Origin of the sequence: Bradyrhizobium zhengyangense (genome assembly GCF_022012435.1) — a bacterium.
GTDB classification, from domain to species: Bacteria; Pseudomonadota; Alphaproteobacteria; order Rhizobiales; family Xanthobacteraceae; genus Bradyrhizobium; species Bradyrhizobium zhengyangense.
This window is the reverse complement of the sequence record NZ_JAKLUA010000014.1, coordinates 140,467-160,670: the sequence shown is the minus strand read 5'-3', so window position 1 is coordinate 160,670 and position 20,204 is coordinate 140,467. Positions and strand designations below refer to the sequence as shown.

Below are 20,204 nucleotides of genomic sequence, written 5' to 3'. Positions count from 1 at the left end.
TCAGTCTCCGGGCACGGCGTGATAGAATGTGCCGGGATCGAGCTCCGCCGCCGGCCCGACCAGATCGCGGCTGCCGATCTCGGCCAGCACGCGATAGAGCACGCGCGCATCGGCTTCCTCGTCATTGATGCTCCGGCGCGGAATGCCGTCGCGATAGCGGTCGCGATAGGTCTTTAACATGGCCGGATCGGTCGCGCCGGTGAGCGGAGCGATCTTGTCCCAGGCCGCGTCGGAGGTGACCAGAAGCTGCTTGGCCTTGCGGGTCATGGCGATGAAGCGCGCCACGGCGTCGCGATGGTTCGCGGCCCAGCCCTCATCGAAGACATAGCCGACGGCGGAGACCGCACCCTTGGCGCCGAGTTTCGGCAAGATCTCCTCGATACCGGCGAGACGCCTGAAGCCCTTGGCCTCGAGCTGGGCGCAGAAATTCCAGAAATTCAGGCTCGCATCCATCTCGCCGTCGAGCGCCTTGGCGGCGATCAGGGGGGGCGCGCCATAGACGATGGTCGCATCCGACTTGAGGTCGAGGCCGTCCTGCTTCATCCGCGCCTGCAGCAGCAGCCAGCTTTTGTCGATCGGGCCGCCGCCGACGCCGAGCTTGCGGCCCTTCAGATCGGCGAGCGTCTTGATCGGCGAGGATGCGGGCACCATCACTGCGCCGAGCGCGCTGGAATAGGGATAGAAGGTCAGCTTGGCGCCGAGCGTGCGCTCGCGCGACACCCAGAGCCAATCCGACAGCATGATGTCGGCGTTGCCGGCACGCATCGCGATCTTGCCAGCCTCGGGGCTCGCAAGCTCGGTGACCTCCAGCGACAGATCGGCCTCCTTGTCGAGCCCCGCCTCGCGAATCGTCGCCAGTTCCCAGGAGAACGTTCCGGTCTTCTGCACCGCAAGGCGGATGGTGTCGGCGGCTTTGGCCGGCATGCCCAGCGCCAGCATCATCGCCGGCACTATTGTTCGTGCCAAAACTCTCATCACCTTGTGAGCCATTTCCTCGGACAGAGTGCTTTTCAGGACAATACGCATAGCATAGCTTCCATCGCAACCAGCCGGAGGACGCTCATGGATTGTGCGGGACGGATACGACCGATTGTCGCCGCTGTGATTGTGCTGGCCGCGACCGTGTACGCGGCCAGGGCTGAGGAGGCCAATGACTATCCGACCTCGGCGCGCGCGGAATATGTTTACGGCTGCATGAAAGCCAATGGCGAGACGCGGCAGGCGATCGAGCAATGCTCCTGCTCAATCGACGTGGTCGCCTCGATCGTCTCTTACGAGCGCTACGTCACCGCCGAAACCGCGCTCAGCATGTCCCAGGTTCGCGGCAATCTCGGGACGCAGTTCCGGACATCCGAGCAGGCGAATGCGGCCGTGAATGATCTCAGACGGGCGCAGGCTGAAGCCGAGGTGAGGTGTTTTTGACTTAGCACCGTCATTGCGGGGCGCGCGAAGCGCGAACCATGGTGCGCAATTGCGCACCTGAGAATCTCGAGATTCCAGGTTCGGTCCTGCGGACCGCCCCGGAATGACAGCAAGGGGTCTACGTCCCAGACTTCTCCACGTCCCACTCGTTCCGGAACAAGTGTCCGTCGGTGTCCTTGGCCTCCGCGCGGAAACGCTTGGCGCCGTTGGAGACATAGGTGAAGCGCAGGTTGGGATCTTCCGAGATCGAGATGCCGCCTTCCATCGACAGCACCGGGCTGTCGTCCTGCGTCAGCTTCAGCTGATTGATGAAGAAGGCGGGAATATAGAGCTGCGTTACCTGATCCATCTGCAGGCCGGAATTGTTGGGATGGCCGATCATGATCTGGGCTTCACGGATGCGGCTCGCCGGCGCGTCCTCGCGTGCGAATTGCCGGTAGCGCATCTGGCCGAGGCGGTTGTTGGCTTCTTCGGCATTCTTCCCTGCCGGCGCCGAACAGCCGCCCGATGCCTTCACATAGGTCTTGGAGACGTAGAGCTGCCCGTCGCTGAGTTCGGCGACCGCATGCACATCGGTGTAATTGTTGACGCGCACGCGCGTAGAGATTTCGGTGACATTGGCATCCGGCCCGAGATCGAATTTCGCGGCCATCGGCGCCGGGTTGCGATCGATCACCAGCGTGATCGAGCGGATGCGGCGGCTATCGGCGGGCGATAGCTTGCTGCGCAAAGTCACCGGCACGATCGCCGCATCCTCGGCGCGATATGGCATCTCGATGGCGATGACATCAGCGCCGTCGTTCATCGGACGGTTATTGAAGATATCCTGCACCAGGCCCGGCCAGGGATCGTAGGCCTCTTCGGCGCTCGCAGGCAACGCAAAGGCGATGCCGAGTAGCGCGGCGATCAGGGGCAGGCGGCGTGTGCATCCCATCATGGTCGTGGTCTCGCACGGTCGAAGCAGTCTGGGTCAGCGTAGCTGATCCCAACGTAGCGCGCCCGCTATTCCCATTCAATTTCAGAAAATGCTGCGGTTGCGTTGCGGGCGTTGTAATCGTCGAAAAGTTCCCAATGCGACCGCTCGGTCGCGGCGGCCGTGTCAGCCGCCGTTCGGATCGGCTCGCCCTTCTTGTTTAGGGCACGGACATCCGACAGCAGCGTCGTGAGATAACGCTTTTCATCGGCCAAAGCGGCAGGCCAGTCGCTCACAGGGCCGTGACCGGGGACGACGTGGATCGCCGGGACGGCCTCGAGCTCCTTCAGCAGGCCCAGCCAGCCGCGAATGCTGCCATCCATTACCGGAATGTGGCGGAGAAAGACGAGGTCGCCCGCGAACAGCGTCTTCGTGGTCTCGTCATACACGGTCAGATCGTTGTCGCTGTGCGCGGCCGGCCATGCGCGCAAGGTCAGCCGTCTGGATCCGAGGTCAACCGTCATCGTGTCCTTCACCAGCACGGTCGGCGGCACGATCTTCACGGGATCTATCAGTTCGCCACCCATGATGCGGCGGAAATTATCGAGATAATACGGTCCACGCGTCGCCAGCGCTTGCGGGAGCTTGCTGTGTCCGACGAAGCTGGTTCCCTCTGCGACAAAAGCGGCATTGCCGAAGACATGGTCGGGATGGCCGTGGGTGTTGATGACGTAGCGGATCGGCTTCCTGGTGTGGGCCCGCACCGCCGCCAACAGCGCCTCGCCTTCACGCAGGCTGCCGCCGGTATCGATCACGGCCACCGCGTCGTCGCCGACAATGAAGCCGACATTGGCGATATCGCCCTCGTTCTCGCGGGTCATCAGGGCAATGGCCCCGGAGTGCACGAAGATTCCGGCCGCGACTTCGCTCACAGGCAATTCGGCCGCCCCGACGCGTGCTAGCGTCGCGAGTCCAAGCAGAGATAGGGCTGCGATCTTTGAGATGAGCTGCGACACTTTTCCGCCTCAGTTCAGGATTTGCCTCATTGCACTGCAACACAACGAGCCAACACTAAGTTTGGCAAACAATAGAGGGTGCGTCCTGCCTTGCATGGATAGCATTCGAGGGAAATGAGGAGGAAGCGCGATGGAGGCCGGACGACATCGTCGCTGGTTGTTTTCACTATGTCTGATGGCGGCGTCTTGTGCGATCGGCGACGTTGCCCGCGCGCAGACGAGTGATGGTGGCGATCTCTCGTTCGAGCTGGTCGACCCGAAGGTGCTGCGGGTCTGCGCCGATCCGCGCAACATGCCGTTCTCCAACGAGAAGGGCGAAGGCATCGAGAACAAGCTCGCCGAGCTGTTCGCCGACAAGCTGCAGAAGAAGCTCGACTACGTGTTCTTCCCGCAAGCGACAGGCTTCGTGCGTATGACGCTGGGCGCGCATCGCTGCGACGTTATCATGGGTTTTCCCCAGGGTGACGACATCGTGCAAGGCACCAATCCCTATTACCGCACCACCTATGCGCTGGTGGCCAAGGCCGGCAGCGGGCTCGAGGATATCGACACGCTCGAGGATCCAAAGCTGAAGGGCAAGCATGTCGGTATCATCGCCGGCACGCCGCCGGCAACCAACATGGCGATCGCCGGGCTGATGAGCGACGCCAAGCCCTATCCGTTGATGATCGACACACGCTATGACAATTCGGCGCAGGCGATGATCGACGATCTTACCTCGGGAAAGATCGATGCCGGCGTGCTGTGGGGACCAATGGCGGGGTACTACGCCAAGAAGGCCGGCTCGCTGCACGTGACGCCGCTGGTGAAGGAGACCTCTGGCCCAAAACTGGTCTATCGCATCGGCATGGGCGTGCGTGCCGCCGACCAGAACTGGAAGCGGCAGCTCAACAAATTGATCCAGGAGAACCAGGGCGAGATCAACAAGATCCTGATCGACTTCGGTGTGCCCCTGCTCGACGAGAACGATCGGCCGCTCGGCGTGGAGGCGGCCAAGAAGGCGCCATGAGACGGCCCCTTGCCGCTGCGCTGGTCGCCGCCTTGCTGGCGGTGCCGGTATCGGCGCAACAAGATCAGGCGCGGCAGCAAGAGCCGTTCGAGCCGGAAGGCTATCGCACCGACAATTACCGCGCGCCGGTGCCGGAGACCCTGGAAGGCGCGCGCGTGCTCTCGACGGCCGACGCCGAGACGATCTGGCGCGCGAAGGGCGGTGCTTTCATCGACGTGCTTCCGCGCGCACCGAAGCCGAAGAACCTTCCCGGGGGCACGGTGTGGCGCGATACGCCGCGCAGAAACATTCCGGGCAGTCTCTGGCTGCCGGACACCGGCTATGGCGCGCTGCCGCCGGCGATGGATGATTATTTCCAGCGCGGGCTCAAGCAGGCCTCGCACGACGACAAGGCCGCGCTGCTCGTAATCTATTGCCTCGCCGATTGCTGGATGTCCTGGAACGCCGCCAAGCGCGCGCTGGCTTACGGCTATTCCAACGTCGCCTGGTATCCTGAAGGGACAGACGGTTGGGAGCACGCGAAGCTACCGACGGAGGAGGCGCAGCCGGAGCCGCGGCCTGAACAATAGGCCCGGCGCTCTCCCCGTCATTGCGAGCGCAGCGAAGCAATCCAGGATCTGTCCTGCAAAGGCAATCTGGATTGCTTCGCCGCAAGGGCTCTTCGCAATGACGGCGTGGATGCAGTCTCGCTTACATCAATCAGTCCGACTGCGGCGACCTGAATCCTACTGCTTCTGCAACTTCGTCAGCGTGCTCGCCCCATCCGTATCGGTCGCGGTGTAAGTCACCCTGTCGCCGGCATGGACGGCATCCAGCATCGCGGCGTCCTTGGCCTTGTACTGCTGGAGCGCGCCGGCGCCGCCGGCACTTCCGCCGACCGTGCCCTTCTGCGTCTCCTGGATCGAGATCGTGTTGTTGAGCCTGTTGATGCTCGTGACCATTCCGGTCATGTCGTCAGCAAAGGCGTTGGATGTGAGCATGGTGATGGCTGCAGCGCTTGCGAAGATGAATTTTGCTGTTCCCATCGCGGCCTCCCGGCGTTTTGGATTCACGGGACAAGCCATCCTAGATCGATTTGGTTCCGGCAGATAGCGCGGCAAACATTAATGATCGTGTTGATATCGCGGGAACTTTTATGAAAGTCGTCAGCAGGGCTGACGCTATTCCATTTCCTGCTGAATGACGCGGCCGAGCGCGAACAGGCGCTGGTCGATCGTGGTCGGAACCTCGCAGACGAAGCGCACCACCTTGCGGCGGTCCTCAAAAATGCGGGTCTCCCAGATCAGCTGGTTGCTCATGGCATCGACCTTGGTGTCGTCGCGCGGCGTGGCGTCCTGGAGCGCCTGGAGCTGGATGGTCTCCTCGCGGATCTTGTCGGCGGCCTCGCGCTGCTTGCGGCTGACGCGTTCGAGACCGCCCATGACCTGGGAGCGCTGGGCGTTCAGCGTGTCGAACAGGCCTGCGAACAGCAGCTTTGCGTTGGTACTCTTGTCGGCGGCGGAGCCGGCCAGGAATTCCTTCACCGACTTCTCGGCCTCGTCCAGCGGCGTCTTGCGCGCCGCAAGCTTCGAGACCAGCGCGCTGATCTTGCTGTCGTCCTTCCACTTGGTCTCGGCGTCGCCGAGCTCCGGACCGGCCCAGACGGCGGCCAGTGAAATCTCCGGAACCTTGGCCTGCGCACACGGCCAGTTGGGATAGCGCGGATCGGCGGCGCGCGCGGCGGTGGCGGAGACCGCGAACGCAAGGGCCGCCATGGCTGCTGTCCGAACCTTCATCCTTCGCCTCCTGCAGGCCCGCGCCGTGCCAGCCCGCGTGACGGATCATAGGCGAAAATCGCGCCGATCATGAAGACGATTGTGCAAGCTCCCACCACGGCAAGCGAGATCCAGTTGATCTGCCCATACAGCGCGAAGCGGATTAGCTCGACCGCATGGGTGAACGGATTGGCCTGGCAGACATAATAGAGATAGGGACTGCCCTCCTGTACCCGCCAGAGCGGGTAAAGTGCGGATGACGCAAAGAACATCGGGAAGATGACGAAGTTCATCACGCCGGCAAAGTTCTCCAGTTGCTTGATGCCGGAGGAGATCAGCATGCCGAGCGATCCCAGCATCAGCCCTGATAGTATCAGCGCCGGCAGCACGGTGAGGTAGCCGATCGGAGGTGGCGTGATGTCCCAGAACCAGGCGATGATCAGGAACGCATAGACCTGGAGCAGCGACACCGCGGTGCCCGCCAGCAGCTTGCAGAATAAGAGAAAGCCGCGCGGCAGCGGGCTCACCAGCAGCGTGCGCATATTGCCCATCTCGCGGTCGTAGACCATCGAGAGCGAGGATTGCATGCCGTTGAAGAGCTGGATCATCGCCATCAGCCCCGGCGCGATGAAGACCTCGTAGAGGATGTAGGTTTCGTAAGGCGGGATGATGGAGATCCCGAGCACCTGGCGGAAGCCGGCGGCAAAGATGAACAGCCATACCAGCGGCCGCACCAGCGCCGAGACGAAGCGCTCGCGCTGATGCAGGAAGCGCAGGCCCTCGCGCCAGACGATGCCGGTCAGGCAGGTCATGTACTCGGCAGCCGTGAAGCCGCGTGGCACATCGCGCGTGGTGATGCTGCTCATGCGCCGCCTCCGGGCATCACTTGCGCGCCGGTCAGGCGCATGAAGGCGGTGTTGACGTCTAGCGCACCGGCCTCGGTGATGACGCGGTTCATGGGGCCCCGCGCCAGCACCTTGCCCTGGTGCAGCACCACAAGATCGTCGCTGGGCATGATCTCGTCGAACAGATGTGTGGCCCAGAGCACGCCGATGCCCTGCTCTGTCACGAGCTGGCGGACATGGCTGATGATGTCGGCACGCGCCTTGACGTCGAGGCCGACGGTCGGCTCGTCCAGCAGCAGCAGTCGTGGCCGGTGCAGCAGCGCGCGTGCGATCTCGAGCCGCCGCATCTGGCCGCCGGAGAGATCGCGCACCTTGCTGCCGGCGCGGTCTTCGAGCCCAATGCGGCCGAGCAGCTCGGCGCTGCGGGTGGCCGCCTCGCGCCGGCTGATGCCGTGGAGAGCGGCGTGATAGAGCAGGTTCTGCGTCAGCGACAGGTCGAGATCGAGCGTGCGCGGCTGGAACACGACGCCGAGCAGGCGCAGCGCCTCGCCGGGGCTCTTGCTGACGTCATGGCCAAAGATGCCGACGCGCCCGGTCTGGATGCCGAACAGCCGCGTGATCAGCGAGAACAGTGTGCTCTTGCCGGCGCCGTTGAGGCCGAGCAGGGCGGTAAAGCTCGCCGGCTGCACATTGAAGGAGACGTCGGTCAGCGCCCGGCGCGGGCCGTAGGCATGGCTGACGCTATCGATCGACAGCGCCGGCACCGCGGCGGGATCGGGCCGTGGCGTCTTGTGTGGTTCGGCGATGGGAGCAGGGCTGGTCATGGCGCGATCGTGATGCCCCAGGGCAGCTCGCCCACCTGAATGGTCTTGATCACTTTCTGCGCGGCGACGTCGATGACGGAGATGTCGTTGGAAACGCCGTTGGTCGTGAGCAGGTATTTTTCATCCGGCGTAAACGCCATGTGCCAGACGCGCTGTCCCACCAGGAGATATTTCGTCACCTTGCGCGTGGCGATGTCGACCACCGCGATGCGGTTGGCGGGCCCGAGCGCCACAAAGGCGGTCTTGTCATCCTTGGTCATGCCGATGCCAACGGGCTGGATCGCCTCCTTCCGCAGGCCCGGAATGTCGAATGTGACCTTGCCGATCACCTCGTGCTTTCCAGGGTCGACGATCGAAACGGTGCCGCCGATCTCGGAGGACACCCATAATTCGGAGGCGTCGTGCTTGAACTCGGCAAAGCGCGGCCGCGGATCGACCAGCACGTTGGCGACGATCTGGCGCGATGACGTGTCGATGAAATGCGCCATGTTGGTCGTCTCGGACGTGTTGATCAGGGTCTTGCCGTCAGGGCTGATGGTCATGCCCTCGGGCTCGACGCCGACCTGGATGTCGCCGAGGCGGGCGCGCTTCTCCAGGTCGATCACGGTCACCGTGTTGTCGTTCTCGTTGGCGACGTAGAGCGTCTTGCCGGCGGCATCCTGGGTGAACAGTTCAGGGTCGGGGCCGGAGGGCAGGGTGTCCACCACGCCTTGCGTCTTGGCGTCGATAAGCTGGATCGTGTCATCGTCGCCGACCGCGACCATCACGAACTTGCCGTCGCGGGTGAACTCGATGCCGCGCGGACGCTGGCCGACCTTGATGGTCTTGGTCACGGTCCAGCTGTCGGTGTCGATCACCGACACCGTGTTGCTCTTCTCGTTCGAGACATAGGCAATGAAAGCATGCGCGGGCGCTGCCGCCAGCACCAGTCCGGACAGCAATCCCACACGCAACATCCAAATCCTCATTTCAGCTTGCATTTGCTCTCCGGGCGATCATAGCCGAGCGTGTCGAGCTCGGAGACCTGGTGCAGAAACCCTTCCTGCGGCGATACCGACACCACCATGCGGCCGTCGACCAGCAGGATCGGCTGCCGCAGCTGAAGATTCCAGTCGCGCAAGGTGAGTCGGGTGCCTTTGAAGGCGGCGACCTCGAAATTCGGCCCCTTGATGAAGTCGGTGACTTTCTTGACGTCGCCGGAATTGGTCCGCGAGGTGGCCTCGCCAATCATGCGCACCGCGGTCCAGGCCTGCATGTCAAGCGCGGTCATGCGGCGCGCGTTCAGCTTCATGAAGCGATTCTGCATCTGCGTCGCGCCCCACTGATCCTGCGCGGCGTCCCAGCTGCGCGGCACGAGGCCGGCCGAGCCCGCGACGGGGCGAGCATCCCATGTGCGATAGGGCAGATAGGCCGCGAACACCTCGCTCTCGTCAGCGGCGACCAGCACGTCATAGGCGGGTGCCTGTTGCGTGAACACCGGCATCTGCCGCTGGATCAGCGTGACGCCGGAATCCGTGCGGCGTGCGCCGCCGGTGTCCTCGAAGGTGCGCTCCTGTACGATCTTGGCGCCGAACCGCGTCGCGGCGCGGCGGAGCGCATCGGCATAGAGCTTGTCCTCGTCATGCGAGCCGACCACCAGAAGCCAGCGCGACCATTTCTTCCACACCAGATACTGGCCGAGCGCATCCGCCAGCATCGCGCGCGTCGGCGCGGTGTGGATCACGTTGGCGCGGCAATCGGCCTCGCGCAGTCGCTCGTCGATGGCGCCGGCGTTGAACAGCAGCGTGCCGCGGTCGCGCAAGGCGTCGGCCACTTTCAGAAGTGCATCGGCCGGCAGGTCGGCGACAATAAAACCATTGTGCTCGGCGAGCGCGGATGCAGCCTGGACCGGATCCTCTCCCTCCTTGATGCGGTGCTCCTCCAGCGTGAAGCGCTGGCCCAGGAATTTGCCGGTGGTGTTGTTGTCCTCGATCGCGAGCTTGGCGCCGGCGAGGCCGTCATTCTCGGCGGGCTGCTCGACCAGCGACAGTGTCGATCTGGTGCCGGCGACGCCGAGATAGCCGACGCCGATCGTCACAGGGTCGGCCGCGAGCGCTTGCGCTGCTGCCAGACACAGGCCGATCGGGCCGAGCAACCATCGGATCATGCTTCCTCCGTCACGTCCTCCCCGGCTTGACCGCCGGTGGAGAATTGTTTCTGCTGGAAGCATGACCGATTTGGCAAGGCTTGCAACCCCGCATTTCGTCCTCACGCGCGCAAGCGCTGGAATCACGATCGTGCGAGCGCTGCTGTGTTTCGCGGCATTGCTGTTGACGGGATCGGCCGCACTGGCCGACCCGCCGAAGCTTGCCGTGTTTGATTTCGAGCTGATCGACACCAGCCTGCCCGGCGAGTTCTATGGCTCGAAGCCGGAAGAGGCGCGCCTCGATCGTATCAGTGAGCAGCTCCGCAAGGAACTGGCCGATTCAGGCAAGTTCCAGGTGCTCGATATCGCGCCGGTCAGGGATGCGGCCCGTCACAGCAATCTGCAGGCCTGCGGCGGTTGCGACCTCAAGCTTGCCGGACAGTTGGGTGCGGACGTCGAGATCACAGGCATGGTGCAGAAGGTCTCGAACCTGATCATCAATCTCAACATCTATCTGCGCGACGTGAAGACCGGCAACATGATCACTGCGGCGAGCGCCGACATGCGCGGCAATACCGATGAATCCTGGACGCGCACGATGAGCTATCTGACCCGCAACCGCCTGCTGGCGCCGAACTACGGCAAGCCGTGAGGTGGATATTCGCTCAGCGAGTCGGGGATCGTAGGGTGGGCAAAGGCGCACTTGCGCCGTGCCCACGTTCAATCAATGATTCGAGAGAAATCGTGGGCATGCCTCGCTTTGCCCATCCTACGATACTGTAGTCGCGGAGATATACCTCTCATCACAAGGGGAGAAGAAAGATCTCACCCCTTCAATCTCTCCGCATGCCAGTGCAGATGATCGCTCATGAAGGTCGAGATGAAATAATAGCTGTGGTCATAGCCCGGCTGGCGCCGCAGCGTCAGCGGGATGTTGGCCTTGGTGCAGGCCGCCTCCAGCAGCTCGGGCCTGAGTTGTTCTTTCAGGAAATTATCGGCCTCGCCGACATCGACCAGGAAGCCGGAATATTTCGCGCCGTCCTCGATCAGCGCCACAGTGTCATGGCTGCGCCAGGTATCCTTGTTCGGTCCGAGATATCCGGTGAGCGCCTTGATACCCCACGGCACCTGGGATGGTGCCACGATTGGGGCGAATGCGCTGGCGGCGCGGTAGCGGTGCGGGTTGCGCAGCGCTACCGTCAGCGCGCCGTGGCCGCCCATGGAATGGCCCATGATCGATTGTCGCTTGGCATCGACGGGAAAATTTCCCGCCACGACCTTCGGCAACTCGTCGGTGACATAGCTCCACATGCGGTAATTCCGCGCGAACGGCTCTTGCGTGGCGTCGACATAGAAGCCGGCTCCCAGGCCGAAATCATAGGCGTTGTTGGCGTCGCCAGGCACGTCGGGCCCGCGCGGCGAGGTGTCGGGAGCGACGAAGATCAGCCCGAGCTCGGCGCAGGCATTGCGGAATTCGCCTTTCTCGGTGACGTTGGCGTGGGTGCAGGTGAGGCCGGAGAGATACCAGACCACGGGCAGCTTGGCGCCTTCGGCATGCGGGGGAACATAGACCGAGAACACCATGTCGGTTCCGGTCGTCTGGCTCGCATGGCGGTACACGCCCTGCACGCCGCCATAGGATCTGTTGGTCGAGACAGTCTGGATCGTCATGCCTGATAGCTCCGTGGCATCTCACCACATTGAGAATGCAATGCTTGTGTGACCGAAATTTGTGGCGCTCTTTAAGCCACGCCGCTGTCGATCGCCAGCCGCACCAGCTCGACCGAGGTCTTCACCCCCAGCTTCTGGCGCATGATCGAGGAGGTGTTGGCGACGGTCTTGTAGGACGATTGCACCAGCCAGGCGATCTCGGAGAGGCTTTTTCCCGCGCTGAGCAGCCGCAAGATCTCCATCTCGCGTGCGTTCAGCTTCGAGAGCGGGCTCTGCGCCAGCGTGGGTCCTGCGAAGGCGATGCTGCGGGCAATCGCGCTCGGCAGATAGGTGCCGCCGCCGCCGACGCTGCGGATCGCCTCGACGAGATCATCGGGGTCGCCGGTCTTGGAGACATAGCCCTTGGCGCCGCATTCGATCGCGCGCGCGGCGAAAGCCGGGTCGTCGTTCATGCTGAACATGATGATGCGCGCTTCAGGCGCGCGCTCGAGGATGCGGCGCGCCAGCTCGAAACCGGAGACCGTCGGCAGGTTGATGTCGATGACGCAGAGGTCGGGGCGCTCGACGATGAAGATGCTCTCCCCGTCTTCGGCGTCAGCAGCCTCCAGGATCTCGATCTCGCCCTCGTCGGCCAGCACGGCGCGGCAGCCGGAGGCGACAATGGGATGATCGTCGACGATCAGAATGCGCATAGGCGTTCCCCGTGACAGCGCCGGACTCTTTGGTTTCGCGATTTCGCGCCGCATGATGCCGAACGAGGAAAAATGTCCGGTCATGCAACCCGGCCGGGATTGCTGTACGCTTCCGATTAGATATCGGGCGCTTCGCCCCTGTCAACGCTATCGGACAGGCGCGGGCGACCCATGGCGGGGCACGAGCGAAAGCAATGTGGCAAAATCTTTCCTTGCGCGGGCGCATCAACCTTCTGCTGGCGCTGCTGCTGGCACTTGGGCTCGCGGTCAACATCGCCCGCCAAGTCGCGGAGGCGGGGCCGCGCGTGCAGGCCGAGGACCAGAGCGTCATCCGGCTGGCGCGTGAATTCATCGAGATGATCGTTGCCGATCTCAACGAGGCGCCGGATCCCGACGCCAGGCTGAACCAGATCGCGCATGATCTGAACCGTCTGCGTCATGTCAGCATCGCGCTCCGCGATGCCGGTGGTAACCCGCTGACCCCACCGCGGCCCGATGCGGATGACGATACGCCGGGGCCGCCGGCCTGGTTCGTCAGCCTGGTTCATCCCGAACAGACCGCCGTCAGTGTGCCGGTCTCCGTTCTTGGCAGGGCAGGCTCGCTGGTGATCACCTCGCATCCCAATGACGAGATTGCCGAGATCTGGGACGCGATCGTTACCCAGCTCGAGGTCGGCTCGGTGATCGCGCTGGTGCTGTTCCTGGTGATGATGACGGTTGTCGGCCGGGCGCTTGCGCCGCTCCAGTCCCTGGCGCAGACCATGGGGGAGATCGAGGACGGCGACTACGATGCGCGCGTTGCGCCCGGTGGCGCGCCCGAGCTTGCGGCGATCTGCACCAGGCTCAATCATCTTGCGGCGACGCTGGGCGAGGCGGTCGAGGACAAGCGTCGCCTTGCCGAGCGCGCGGTGTCGCTCCAGGACGTCGAGCGCAAGGAGATCGCGCGCGAGCTGCATGACGAGTTCGGGCCCTATCTGTTCTCGCTGCGCGCGCATGCCAGTGCGCTGGCGAAGCTCGCCGATGGACGGGCGCCGAGTGCGGACGCCGTGAGAAAACACGGCGGCGCGCTGCTGGAGCAGATCAACGCGCTGCAGCAGTTCACGCGCCGCGTGCTGGAGCGGTTGCGGCCGGTCGGACTTGCCGAGCTAGGTCTCGGCAAGGCGTTGGAATCGCTATCGCGGTTGTGGCGGGAATCGCATCCCGACGTCACCATCGAGACCACGATCTCGCCCGCACTCGGCGTCACGGGTGAGACTGCCGACCTCACCATCTATCGCGTCGTACAGGAGGCTCTCACCAACGCGTTCCGCCACGCCGGCGCGACCGCAATCAATGTCGTGATCGAGCCCGCGGAGCAGCCGGGCCGCGATGGCCGCTTCTGTGCGCGTGTGCGGGTCAGCGACAACGGGCGCGGCATGGAGCCTGGCCAGAAGCTCGGCTTCGGCCTCGTCGGCATGCGCGAGCGCATTCTAGCGCTCGGTGGCACCCTCAACGTCGCCACGGGCGAAAGCGGCGTGACCGTAGAGGCGCTGGTTCCAACCGCGGCGGCCTGATCGCGCCCGCTTCAAGCAGGAGATTTCCCGATCGGGAAAAATTCCCGATTTGGTCGGGAAAACGGGTGCGGATATTGCCCGACCTTTTGTGGCTAGTGCGTGAGCTGCCGCCGAATACACTCGTCTCGACCAAACGGCGAACATGAAAACAGCCGGGGTGCCTAATGGGGCGAGGGAATGGGCAAGCTGGGACACGCGCGAAATCTGCTGATGGCCTCGGTCTCGACCGGGCTGCTGTCCAGCCTGTTTTTCGTGGCCGACGCGCGCGCCGCGCAAGACGAAGAGACCAACGTCCAGAATTTGCCCGCGGTCGAGGTGGTGGCGCCGCAGCCGACCGCGCGTCGCGCGCCGTCGCGCCCCGTCGCGCGGACAGCTTCGAATTCGGGCAAGCCGAGGAGCAGCGGCAGGATCTACGTCTATCCGACGGCGCCCGGCACTGGCAGGGGTCTCGAGGTCGACAAGGTTCCGTCGGCGATCAACGCCGTCGACGCCAACCAGATCAAGCGCACCGGCTCGCTCAACGTCACGGATGCTCTGCGCGACAACATCGCCGGCGTCAGCATCAGCGAGGTCACCGGCAACCCGTTCCAGCCCAACGTCGAGTTTCGCGGCTTTATCGCCTCGCCCGTGACGGGCACGCCGCAGGGACTGGCCGTGTACCAGAACGGCGTCCGCATCAATGAAGCGTTCTCGGACGCCGTCAACTGGGACCTGATCCCGACCGCAGCGATCAGGTCGGCGACGCTGGTGACCAATAATCCGGCCTTCGGCCTCAACGCGCTCGGTGGCGCGATCAATCTGCAGATGAAAGATGGCTTCACCTATCAAGGCACGGAGCTTGATGTCATGGGCGGCTCGTTCGGCCGCATCCAGGGTTCGGCACAATGGGGCAAGCAGGTCGACCAGAACTACGGCGTCTACGCCGCGCTCGAAGGCCTGCACGACAACGGTTTCCGCAACTTCTCCCAATCGGATGTGCGGCGCTTCTACAGTGACGTCGGCTACAAGGCGGGCGACAGCGAATTCCACCTCAATGTCGGGGCTGCCAAGAACGATTTCGGCGCCAGCGCCACCGTGCCGGCTGAGCTCCTGAACAATTATTGGGGCGCGACCTACACGACACCGCAGACCAGTTCCAACCGCGTCGGCTATCTCAACCTGACTGCCAAGGCCGACGCGACGCCGACCTGGACGCTCGAAGGCACCGCTCACGTGCGCCGGTACGAGCACAAGGTCGTCGACGGCAATCCGACCGAGGTCGGTGAGTGTGCGGCGGACGCGACACTGCTGTGCTTCGGCGACGGTGCGACTCCTGCGAACGGCACGAACGGCGTCCAGCTCGGCAATCCCTTTGCGCCGGGCACGATCCTCGGCGAGATCGATCGGAGCTCGATACGGTCGACCAGCTTTGGCGTCTCGGGGCAGGCCACCAACACCGATCAGTTGTTTGGGCACGAGAACCGCTTCGTGGTCGGTACGAGCTACGATGCCAGCACCACGCGCTACGATGCCATGGCGGAGATCGGCTCGATCGGAGAGAACTACGTCGTGACTGGCAGCGGCGTCTTCCTGGGGCCATCAGGCACGGTCGCGACCGGGCTTGCCGGTCCCGTCTCGCTGCGGACGGTCAATCAATATAACGGCCTCTATGCGACCGATACGTTCAACGTGACGGACGCCTTCGCGATCACAGGCGGAGGCCGCTTCAATGTGGCGCGCATCTCGCTGGAGGATCAACTCGGTACCGCGCTCAACGGCGACTATACCTACACACGGTTCAATCCGGTGATCGGCGGCACCTACAAGATCACGTCGGAACTGACCGCCTATGCCGGCTATTCCGAGGCCAACCGTGTGCCGACGCCGCTCGAGCTCGGCTGCGCCGATCCGAACAATCCCTGTCTCATCGCGGCGTTTCTGGTCTCCGATCCGCCGTTGAAGCAGGTTGTGTCCAAGACCGTGGAAGCGGGGCTGCGCGGCACCAGGGAGCTGAACATCGGCACGCTCGGCTGGAAGCTCGGTGGCTTCCGCGCCACCAACTATGACGACATCCTGGCCGTCCCTGTTCCTGATAGAACCGGCTTTGGCTATTTCACCAATGTCGGCAGGACGCGGCGTCAGGGCCTCGAGGCCGAGGTCAACGTCAAGTCAGCGGCGCTTCAGTTCCAGGCGAGCTATACCTTCATCGACGCCCGCTTCCTCGACCCATTGACGCTCGGTTCGAACAGCCCGTTCGCCGATGCCGCCGGCCACATCCAGGTCGTGCCCGGCAACCAGATCCCCGCGATCCCGCCCCACCGCGTCAAGCTCGGCGTCGATTACGCTGTTACTGACGAGTGGAACGTCGGCGGCAACGCACTGTTTGTCTCCAGCCAATATCTGGTCGGCGACGAGTCCAACCAATCTTCGAAGCTGCCGTCCTACACGGTCTTCAACCTGCATACGTCCTACCAGGTCACCAAGAACGTCCAGCTCTACGGCAAGGTCGACAATATCTTCGACAATCGCTACGCGACCTACGGACAGTTCTTCGACACCGGCGCGCTGCCGAACTTCACCAACGGCGGCAATCCCTTCACCGACCCGCGCTCGCTGAGCCCGGCAAGGCCAAGGGCTTTCTATGCGGGGGCGCGGGTGACCTTCTGAGGCGGGGGGTCTTCCGCCGCATCCATGGCCGTGGCGGACCAGGCGACCCGAACGGCTGCCCGGCGGCAGGTAGTCTTTCAGTAAGCGCACAATTCGCAATGTCTAAGATGGACGACGCCCCGCATCCTGACTGCGAACTGTACGTTGACGATGAGGCATCAAAGACGCTTTTAGGTGAGATACTGTCTATTCGTTCACGAGATTTATCAACGCGCGTGCAGATATTTCAATTGGCGCAGCTTCTGTTGGGTATCAATTAGGTCATATGGTTGAGAACAAACGGTTCCCGCGAGCTATCGGCGCAACGGAGGGCAACATGAAGGGATTGCTAAGAGCAATTCTCTTCGGAGGCGGCTGGTCATTCGGCCTACTTGCAATCGGTTTGCTGGTCGGACTTCCGGAAGCCGCCTTCAAAGATCGCGAGTCAGTCGTTATTGGTGCCTGCTCGGCGATAGCATCGGCGCTGGTCTTTTGGACCGCAACGCGGCTGCCCGCGACCCCATCATGGCCCATTGCCATAGTCGGCTGGATCGTTGGCTTCTTTCTGCTTCCCGGCGCGGTCCGCGTTCTGGTTGAATTCGCCGACCGAATGTTCCGATGAATTTCAAACTGAGACACTACCCGGCGGCAGCCGCGGTCTCCGGCCCCGACATCCCGGTCCAAACCTTGATCGGCCGCAAGGCACGATGTTGCCAGCTGCCCGTAAGCTCTCCGGCGCTATAGTGCGACGTTACGCGAGCACGATAAGGCAGAGACAATGTGGATCAGAACATTCCTGCTGGGATTGAGCTTGACGGTTTGTGCAACGCTTCCAGCCGACGCGCGATCGGGAGGCGTCGGTCATGACGATCCCTTGAATGCAGAGCATATCGGGGTCCTTCCCAGCGATATCAGGCAATATATTGCCGGAATATGCAAGGGCCCCGCGCGCGCCCAACACGACTTCGCAACCTATCTGCCGTCGGAGAAGCGATGGCGCATCAACCTCGAATATCTGCATTGCGAGGGCCTGGGCGCGTTTCGTCGCGGCAACCAATGTCTGGACGTTGATTTCGTCGGCGACGGCTCGCACTTCCGGCTGGCGCGGAAAGGCTATGCGGAGTGTGGCTTCTGACGCTTTGCCGGCGCCGGTTCAGGTGAGCAAAACCGACGCCGCTGCGTAAGCGGCGCGACGCTCACCTCACCTTCACCCTTCGAGCGGGGCGGCGGCGAGGCTTGCCTGCGTCCGGCCCTTGGCCGTGCTCACGCGTTGCCGGCGCTGGACGAGATACTGGTCGGCGAGCACGCCGATCAGGATCACTGCGCCCATCACAGCGAAATTCAGCGAACTCGGGATTCCCAGCAGATTGACCAGGTTCTGCAGCACCTGCAGCAGCACGGTGCCGAGCACGACGCCGACGATCGAGCCTTCGCCGCCGCGCAACGAGCAGCCGCCGAGCACGGCCGCGGCGATGGCATAGAGCTCGTAGAACGAGCCGTGCACGGCGGGCGAGATCGAGCGGGTATACATCGCGAACAGGATCGCCGCGAACGCGGTCAGCCCGCCGCAGATGACATAGGCCGAAACCATCACGCGTTCGGAGCGGATGCCGGAATAGCGCGCGGCCTCCTCGTTCTTGCCGACGGCGTAGAGATAACGGCCGAACACCGAGCGGTGCAGCAGCACCCATGCAATGGCGGCGACGACGATCAGCGCCACAAGGCTGTGCGGGACCGGAAAGCCCAGCAAATTGGTTCGGCCCGCGGTCAGCCATTCCAGCGTCGGGAAGCTGGCGCCGAAGCCGAAGCCGGCCGTCGCGTCCTCAGTGTAATAGCGCGCCGCGCCGCGATAGATCAGAAGTCCGCACAGCGTCACCACGAACGGCTGGATATGCATCCGCGTCACCAGCGCGCCGTGCACGAGGCCGATCACGAGGCCGCTGGCGATGATCGCGGCAAAGGCGACCATCCAGTTGACGTCGTGATTGACGATGAGGTCGATGAAGAGAACGCCGAGTAGGGCGATCACCGATCCGACCGAGAGCTCGATCCCGCCGATGATGATCACGAAGGCTTCCGCGATCGAGAAGATGCCGAACATCCCGACCTGGTTCAGCGTGTTGGAGAGATTGCCGACGTAGAGGAAACGCGGATTGATGAAGGCCACGACCGCGCCGACGACCAGGATCAGGACCAGCAGGCTCAGATCTTTCTTGTTCAAGGCACCCTCATCTCAAACCGCGTGGCCGACGGCCAATTGAAGCACGTTGTGCTCGCTGAACTGGCTGCGATCAAGGAAACCCGAAATCGCGCCCTCGTGCATGACGGCGATCCGGTCGCTGACCCCGATCACCTCCTCCATGTCGCTCGAAATCATCAGGATCGCGACGCCGGCGTCGGTCAGCCGGCGCAGCATCTCGTAGATTTCCTGCTTGGCGCCGACGTCGACGCCGCGCGTCGGCTCGTCGAAGATCAGCACCTTGGGCCGCATCGACAGCCATTTGGCCAGCACGACCTTCTGCTGATTGCCGCCGGACAGCGAGCCGACGGTGGTTGCAACGTCCGGCGCACGGATCTTGAGCTGCTCGCGCTGGACCCGGGCATTCTTCGTCTCCTGCGCCGTGTTGACCAGGAAGTAGCGCAGATAGGACGCTAGGTCCGGCAGCGAAATGTTCTCGGCGATCGACACGTCGAGCAGGAGCCCGCAGCCCTTGCGGTCCTCCGGGATAAGGTAGATGCCATGGTCGATCGCCGCGCGCGGGTTTGTCACGCGGATCGCTTCGCCGTTCAGCTTGATCGCGCCGCCCCGGAGCGCATCGACGCCAAAAACGGCGCGCGCCAGCTCGGTCCGGCCGGAGCCGACGAGGCCGGCCAGCCCCAAGATCTCGCCGCGGCGAACCGACAGGCTCACTGTGCGCTCCGGATAGGTATCGGTCACAGCCTCGACGATGTCGAGCACGGGCTCGCCCGGTGGGGCGGCCGGCGGCACGTAGAGCGATTTGAGGTCGCGCCCGATCATCAGCCGGATCATCGCCGCCGGCGACAGCTCGGCGCGGGTCAGCGCGCCGACCATGCGACCGTCGCGCAAGACCACCGCGCGGTCGGCGCATTGCATCACCTCGTTGAGGCGATGGGTGATGAAGATGATGCTGACGCCGTGGGCCTTCAGGGCTGCGATGACCCGCATCAGCCGGTCGGTCTCGGAAAGGGTCAGGCTCGATGTCGGCTCGTCCATGATCACCAGGCGCGCATCGAGCGACAGCGCCTTCATGATCTCGACGAGCTGACGCTGGGCCAGCGACAGCTCGGCGAGCGGCGCGTCCGGCGCGAAATCGGCCCCCAAACGGTCCAGCAGCGGCTGCGTCTTGGCGTAGAGCGCCTTGCGGTCGATCAGCCGCAGCGGCCCGCCATGCACCGGCTCGCGGCCGATGAACACATTGCCGGCAACGTCGAGATTGTCGAAGAGGTTGAGCTCCTGATGGACGAAGGCGATGCCTGCGGTGATCGCCTCAGCCACCGTCAGCGCGTTCCGCTCGACACCGTCGACGCGGATGCGGCCGCCGCTCGGCTCGACCACGCCGCCGAGCACCTTCATCAAGGTCGACTTGCCGGCGCCATTCTCGCCGATCAGCGCGATCACCTCGCCAGGCGACACGGCAAGGCCGACGTGGTCGAGTGCGACCACGCCGGGGTAGCTCTTGCTGATGTCGACGAGTTCGAGGAACGGCTCAGTCATTGAAGGCTGCGGGCAATGC

At 63.6% G+C, this 20,204-nt stretch carries 21 protein-coding genes; 8 read left to right on the top strand and 13 right to left on the bottom strand.

What is annotated here, in order from left to right:
* Positions 1-975: an ABC transporter substrate-binding protein gene (locus tag L6637_RS31825; protein ID WP_237873002.1), complete on the bottom strand. Its 975-nt coding sequence runs from the start codon at positions 973-975 to the stop codon at positions 1-3.
* Positions 976-1,062: 87 nt separating this feature from the next.
* On the opposite strand from L6637_RS31825, the gene L6637_RS31820 reads away from it, so the two are divergent.
* Positions 1,063-1,422: a hypothetical protein gene (locus tag L6637_RS31820; protein ID WP_237864756.1), complete on the top strand. Its 360-nt coding sequence runs from the start codon at positions 1,063-1,065 to the stop codon at positions 1,420-1,422.
* A gap of 118 nt (positions 1,423-1,540) precedes the next feature.
* On the opposite strand, the gene L6637_RS31815 is transcribed toward L6637_RS31820, so the two are convergent.
* Together L6637_RS31815 and L6637_RS31810 are read right to left on the bottom strand one after the other, a co-directional pair.
* The gene (locus L6637_RS31815; protein ID WP_237873001.1) at positions 1,541-2,359 is read right to left on the bottom strand and encodes a quinoprotein dehydrogenase-associated SoxYZ-like carrier; all 819 of its coding nucleotides are present in this window, start codon (positions 2,357-2,359) and stop codon (positions 1,541-1,543) included.
* Positions 2,360-2,424: 65 nt separating this feature from the next.
* Positions 2,425-3,216: a quinoprotein relay system zinc metallohydrolase 2 gene (locus tag L6637_RS31810; protein WP_377803191.1), complete on the bottom strand. Its 792-nt coding sequence runs from the start codon at positions 3,214-3,216 to the stop codon at positions 2,425-2,427.
* A gap of 310 nt (positions 3,217-3,526) precedes the next feature.
* Here L6637_RS31810 and L6637_RS31805 point away from each other — a divergent pair, with 310 nt between their 5' ends.
* Entirely contained in the window at positions 3,527-4,360 is an 834-nt protein-coding gene (locus L6637_RS31805) for a substrate-binding domain-containing protein (protein WP_237864920.1), read from the top strand.
* On the top strand, positions 4,357-4,929 hold the full coding sequence (locus L6637_RS31800) for a PQQ-dependent catabolism-associated CXXCW motif protein (protein WP_237873000.1): 573 nt from the start codon (positions 4,357-4,359) through the stop codon (positions 4,927-4,929). Before L6637_RS31805 ends, L6637_RS31800 begins: the two co-directional genes overlap by 4 nt.
* Before the next feature lie 156 nt (positions 4,930-5,085).
* Here the strand turns inward: L6637_RS31800 and L6637_RS31795 are convergent, their stop codons facing one another.
* The 6 genes from L6637_RS31795 to L6637_RS31770 all read right to left on the bottom strand — a co-directional run bounded on the left by L6637_RS31795 (position 5,086) and on the right by L6637_RS31770 (position 9,929).
* Entirely contained in the window at positions 5,086-5,385 is a 300-nt protein-coding gene (locus L6637_RS31795) for a copper-binding protein (protein WP_237864752.1), read from the bottom strand.
* A 135-nt stretch (positions 5,386-5,520) separates the two neighbouring features.
* Positions 5,521-6,135 carry a hypothetical protein gene (locus tag L6637_RS31790; RefSeq protein WP_237864751.1) on the bottom strand — a complete coding sequence of 205 codons (615 nt, stop codon included), beginning with the start codon at positions 6,133-6,135 and terminating at the stop codon, positions 5,521-5,523.
* Complete coding sequence (locus L6637_RS31785) at positions 6,132-6,980, bottom strand: ABC transporter permease (RefSeq protein ID WP_237864750.1); 849 nt, start codon at positions 6,978-6,980, stop codon at positions 6,132-6,134. Before L6637_RS31785 ends, L6637_RS31790 begins: the two co-directional genes overlap by 4 nt.
* Positions 6,977-7,783, bottom strand: coding sequence for an ABC transporter ATP-binding protein (locus tag L6637_RS31780; RefSeq protein ID WP_237864749.1), 807 nt, complete (start codon positions 7,781-7,783; stop codon positions 6,977-6,979). Before L6637_RS31780 ends, L6637_RS31785 begins: the two co-directional genes overlap by 4 nt.
* Positions 7,780-8,763 carry a YVTN family beta-propeller repeat protein gene (locus L6637_RS31775; RefSeq protein ID WP_237872999.1) on the bottom strand — a complete coding sequence of 328 codons (984 nt, stop codon included), beginning with the start codon at positions 8,761-8,763 and terminating at the stop codon, positions 7,780-7,782. The genes L6637_RS31780 and L6637_RS31775 overlap by 4 nt, the downstream gene beginning before the upstream one ends.
* Positions 8,748-9,929 carry an ABC transporter substrate-binding protein gene (locus tag L6637_RS31770; RefSeq protein WP_237864747.1) on the bottom strand — a complete coding sequence of 394 codons (1,182 nt, stop codon included), beginning with the start codon at positions 9,927-9,929 and terminating at the stop codon, positions 8,748-8,750. The genes L6637_RS31775 and L6637_RS31770 overlap by 16 nt, the downstream gene beginning before the upstream one ends.
* 61 nt (positions 9,930-9,990) lie before the next feature.
* On the opposite strand from L6637_RS31770, the gene L6637_RS31765 reads away from it, so the two are divergent.
* Complete coding sequence (locus L6637_RS31765; RefSeq protein WP_237872998.1) at positions 9,991-10,560, top strand: DUF3280 domain-containing protein; 570 nt, start codon at positions 9,991-9,993, stop codon at positions 10,558-10,560.
* A 173-nt stretch (positions 10,561-10,733) separates the two neighbouring features.
* On the opposite strand, the gene fghA is transcribed toward L6637_RS31765, so the two are convergent.
* A complete protein-coding gene (gene fghA / locus L6637_RS31760) occupies positions 10,734-11,579 on the bottom strand; it encodes an S-formylglutathione hydrolase (RefSeq protein WP_237872996.1) in 846 nt (281 codons plus the stop codon).
* 71 nt (positions 11,580-11,650) lie between these two features.
* Positions 11,651-12,271 (bottom strand): response regulator, encoded by a 621-nt coding sequence (locus tag L6637_RS31755; RefSeq protein WP_237864744.1) that lies wholly within the window; start codon positions 12,269-12,271, stop codon positions 11,651-11,653.
* Positions 12,272-12,465: 194 nt separating this feature from the next.
* On the opposite strand from L6637_RS31755, the gene L6637_RS31750 reads away from it, so the two are divergent.
* The 4 genes from L6637_RS31750 to L6637_RS31735 all read left to right on the top strand — a co-directional run bounded on the left by L6637_RS31750 (position 12,466) and on the right by L6637_RS31735 (position 17,584).
* Positions 12,466-13,824, top strand: a complete 1,359-nt coding sequence (locus L6637_RS31750) for a histidine kinase (protein WP_237872994.1) — start codon at positions 12,466-12,468, stop codon at positions 13,822-13,824.
* 177 nt (positions 13,825-14,001) lie between these two features.
* Positions 14,002-16,470, top strand: a complete 2,469-nt coding sequence (locus L6637_RS31745; RefSeq protein WP_237872993.1) for a TonB-dependent receptor — start codon at positions 14,002-14,004, stop codon at positions 16,468-16,470.
* 316 nt (positions 16,471-16,786) lie between these two features.
* Positions 16,787-17,071: a hypothetical protein gene (locus tag L6637_RS31740; RefSeq protein ID WP_237872991.1), complete on the top strand. Its 285-nt coding sequence runs from the start codon at positions 16,787-16,789 to the stop codon at positions 17,069-17,071.
* A 156-nt stretch (positions 17,072-17,227) separates the two neighbouring features.
* Entirely contained in the window at positions 17,228-17,584 is a 357-nt protein-coding gene (locus L6637_RS31735) for a hypothetical protein (RefSeq protein ID WP_237872990.1), read from the top strand.
* A 72-nt stretch (positions 17,585-17,656) separates the two neighbouring features.
* Here the strand turns inward: L6637_RS31735 and L6637_RS31730 are convergent, their stop codons facing one another.
* Together L6637_RS31730 and L6637_RS31725 are read right to left on the bottom strand one after the other, a co-directional pair.
* A complete protein-coding gene (locus L6637_RS31730; protein ID WP_237864739.1) occupies positions 17,657-18,670 on the bottom strand; it encodes an ABC transporter permease in 1,014 nt (337 codons plus the stop codon).
* A gap of 12 nt (positions 18,671-18,682) precedes the next feature.
* On the bottom strand, positions 18,683-20,185 hold the full coding sequence (locus L6637_RS31725) for a sugar ABC transporter ATP-binding protein (RefSeq protein ID WP_237872989.1): 1,503 nt from the start codon (positions 20,183-20,185) through the stop codon (positions 18,683-18,685).
* Positions 20,186-20,204: the final 19 nt, after the last annotated feature.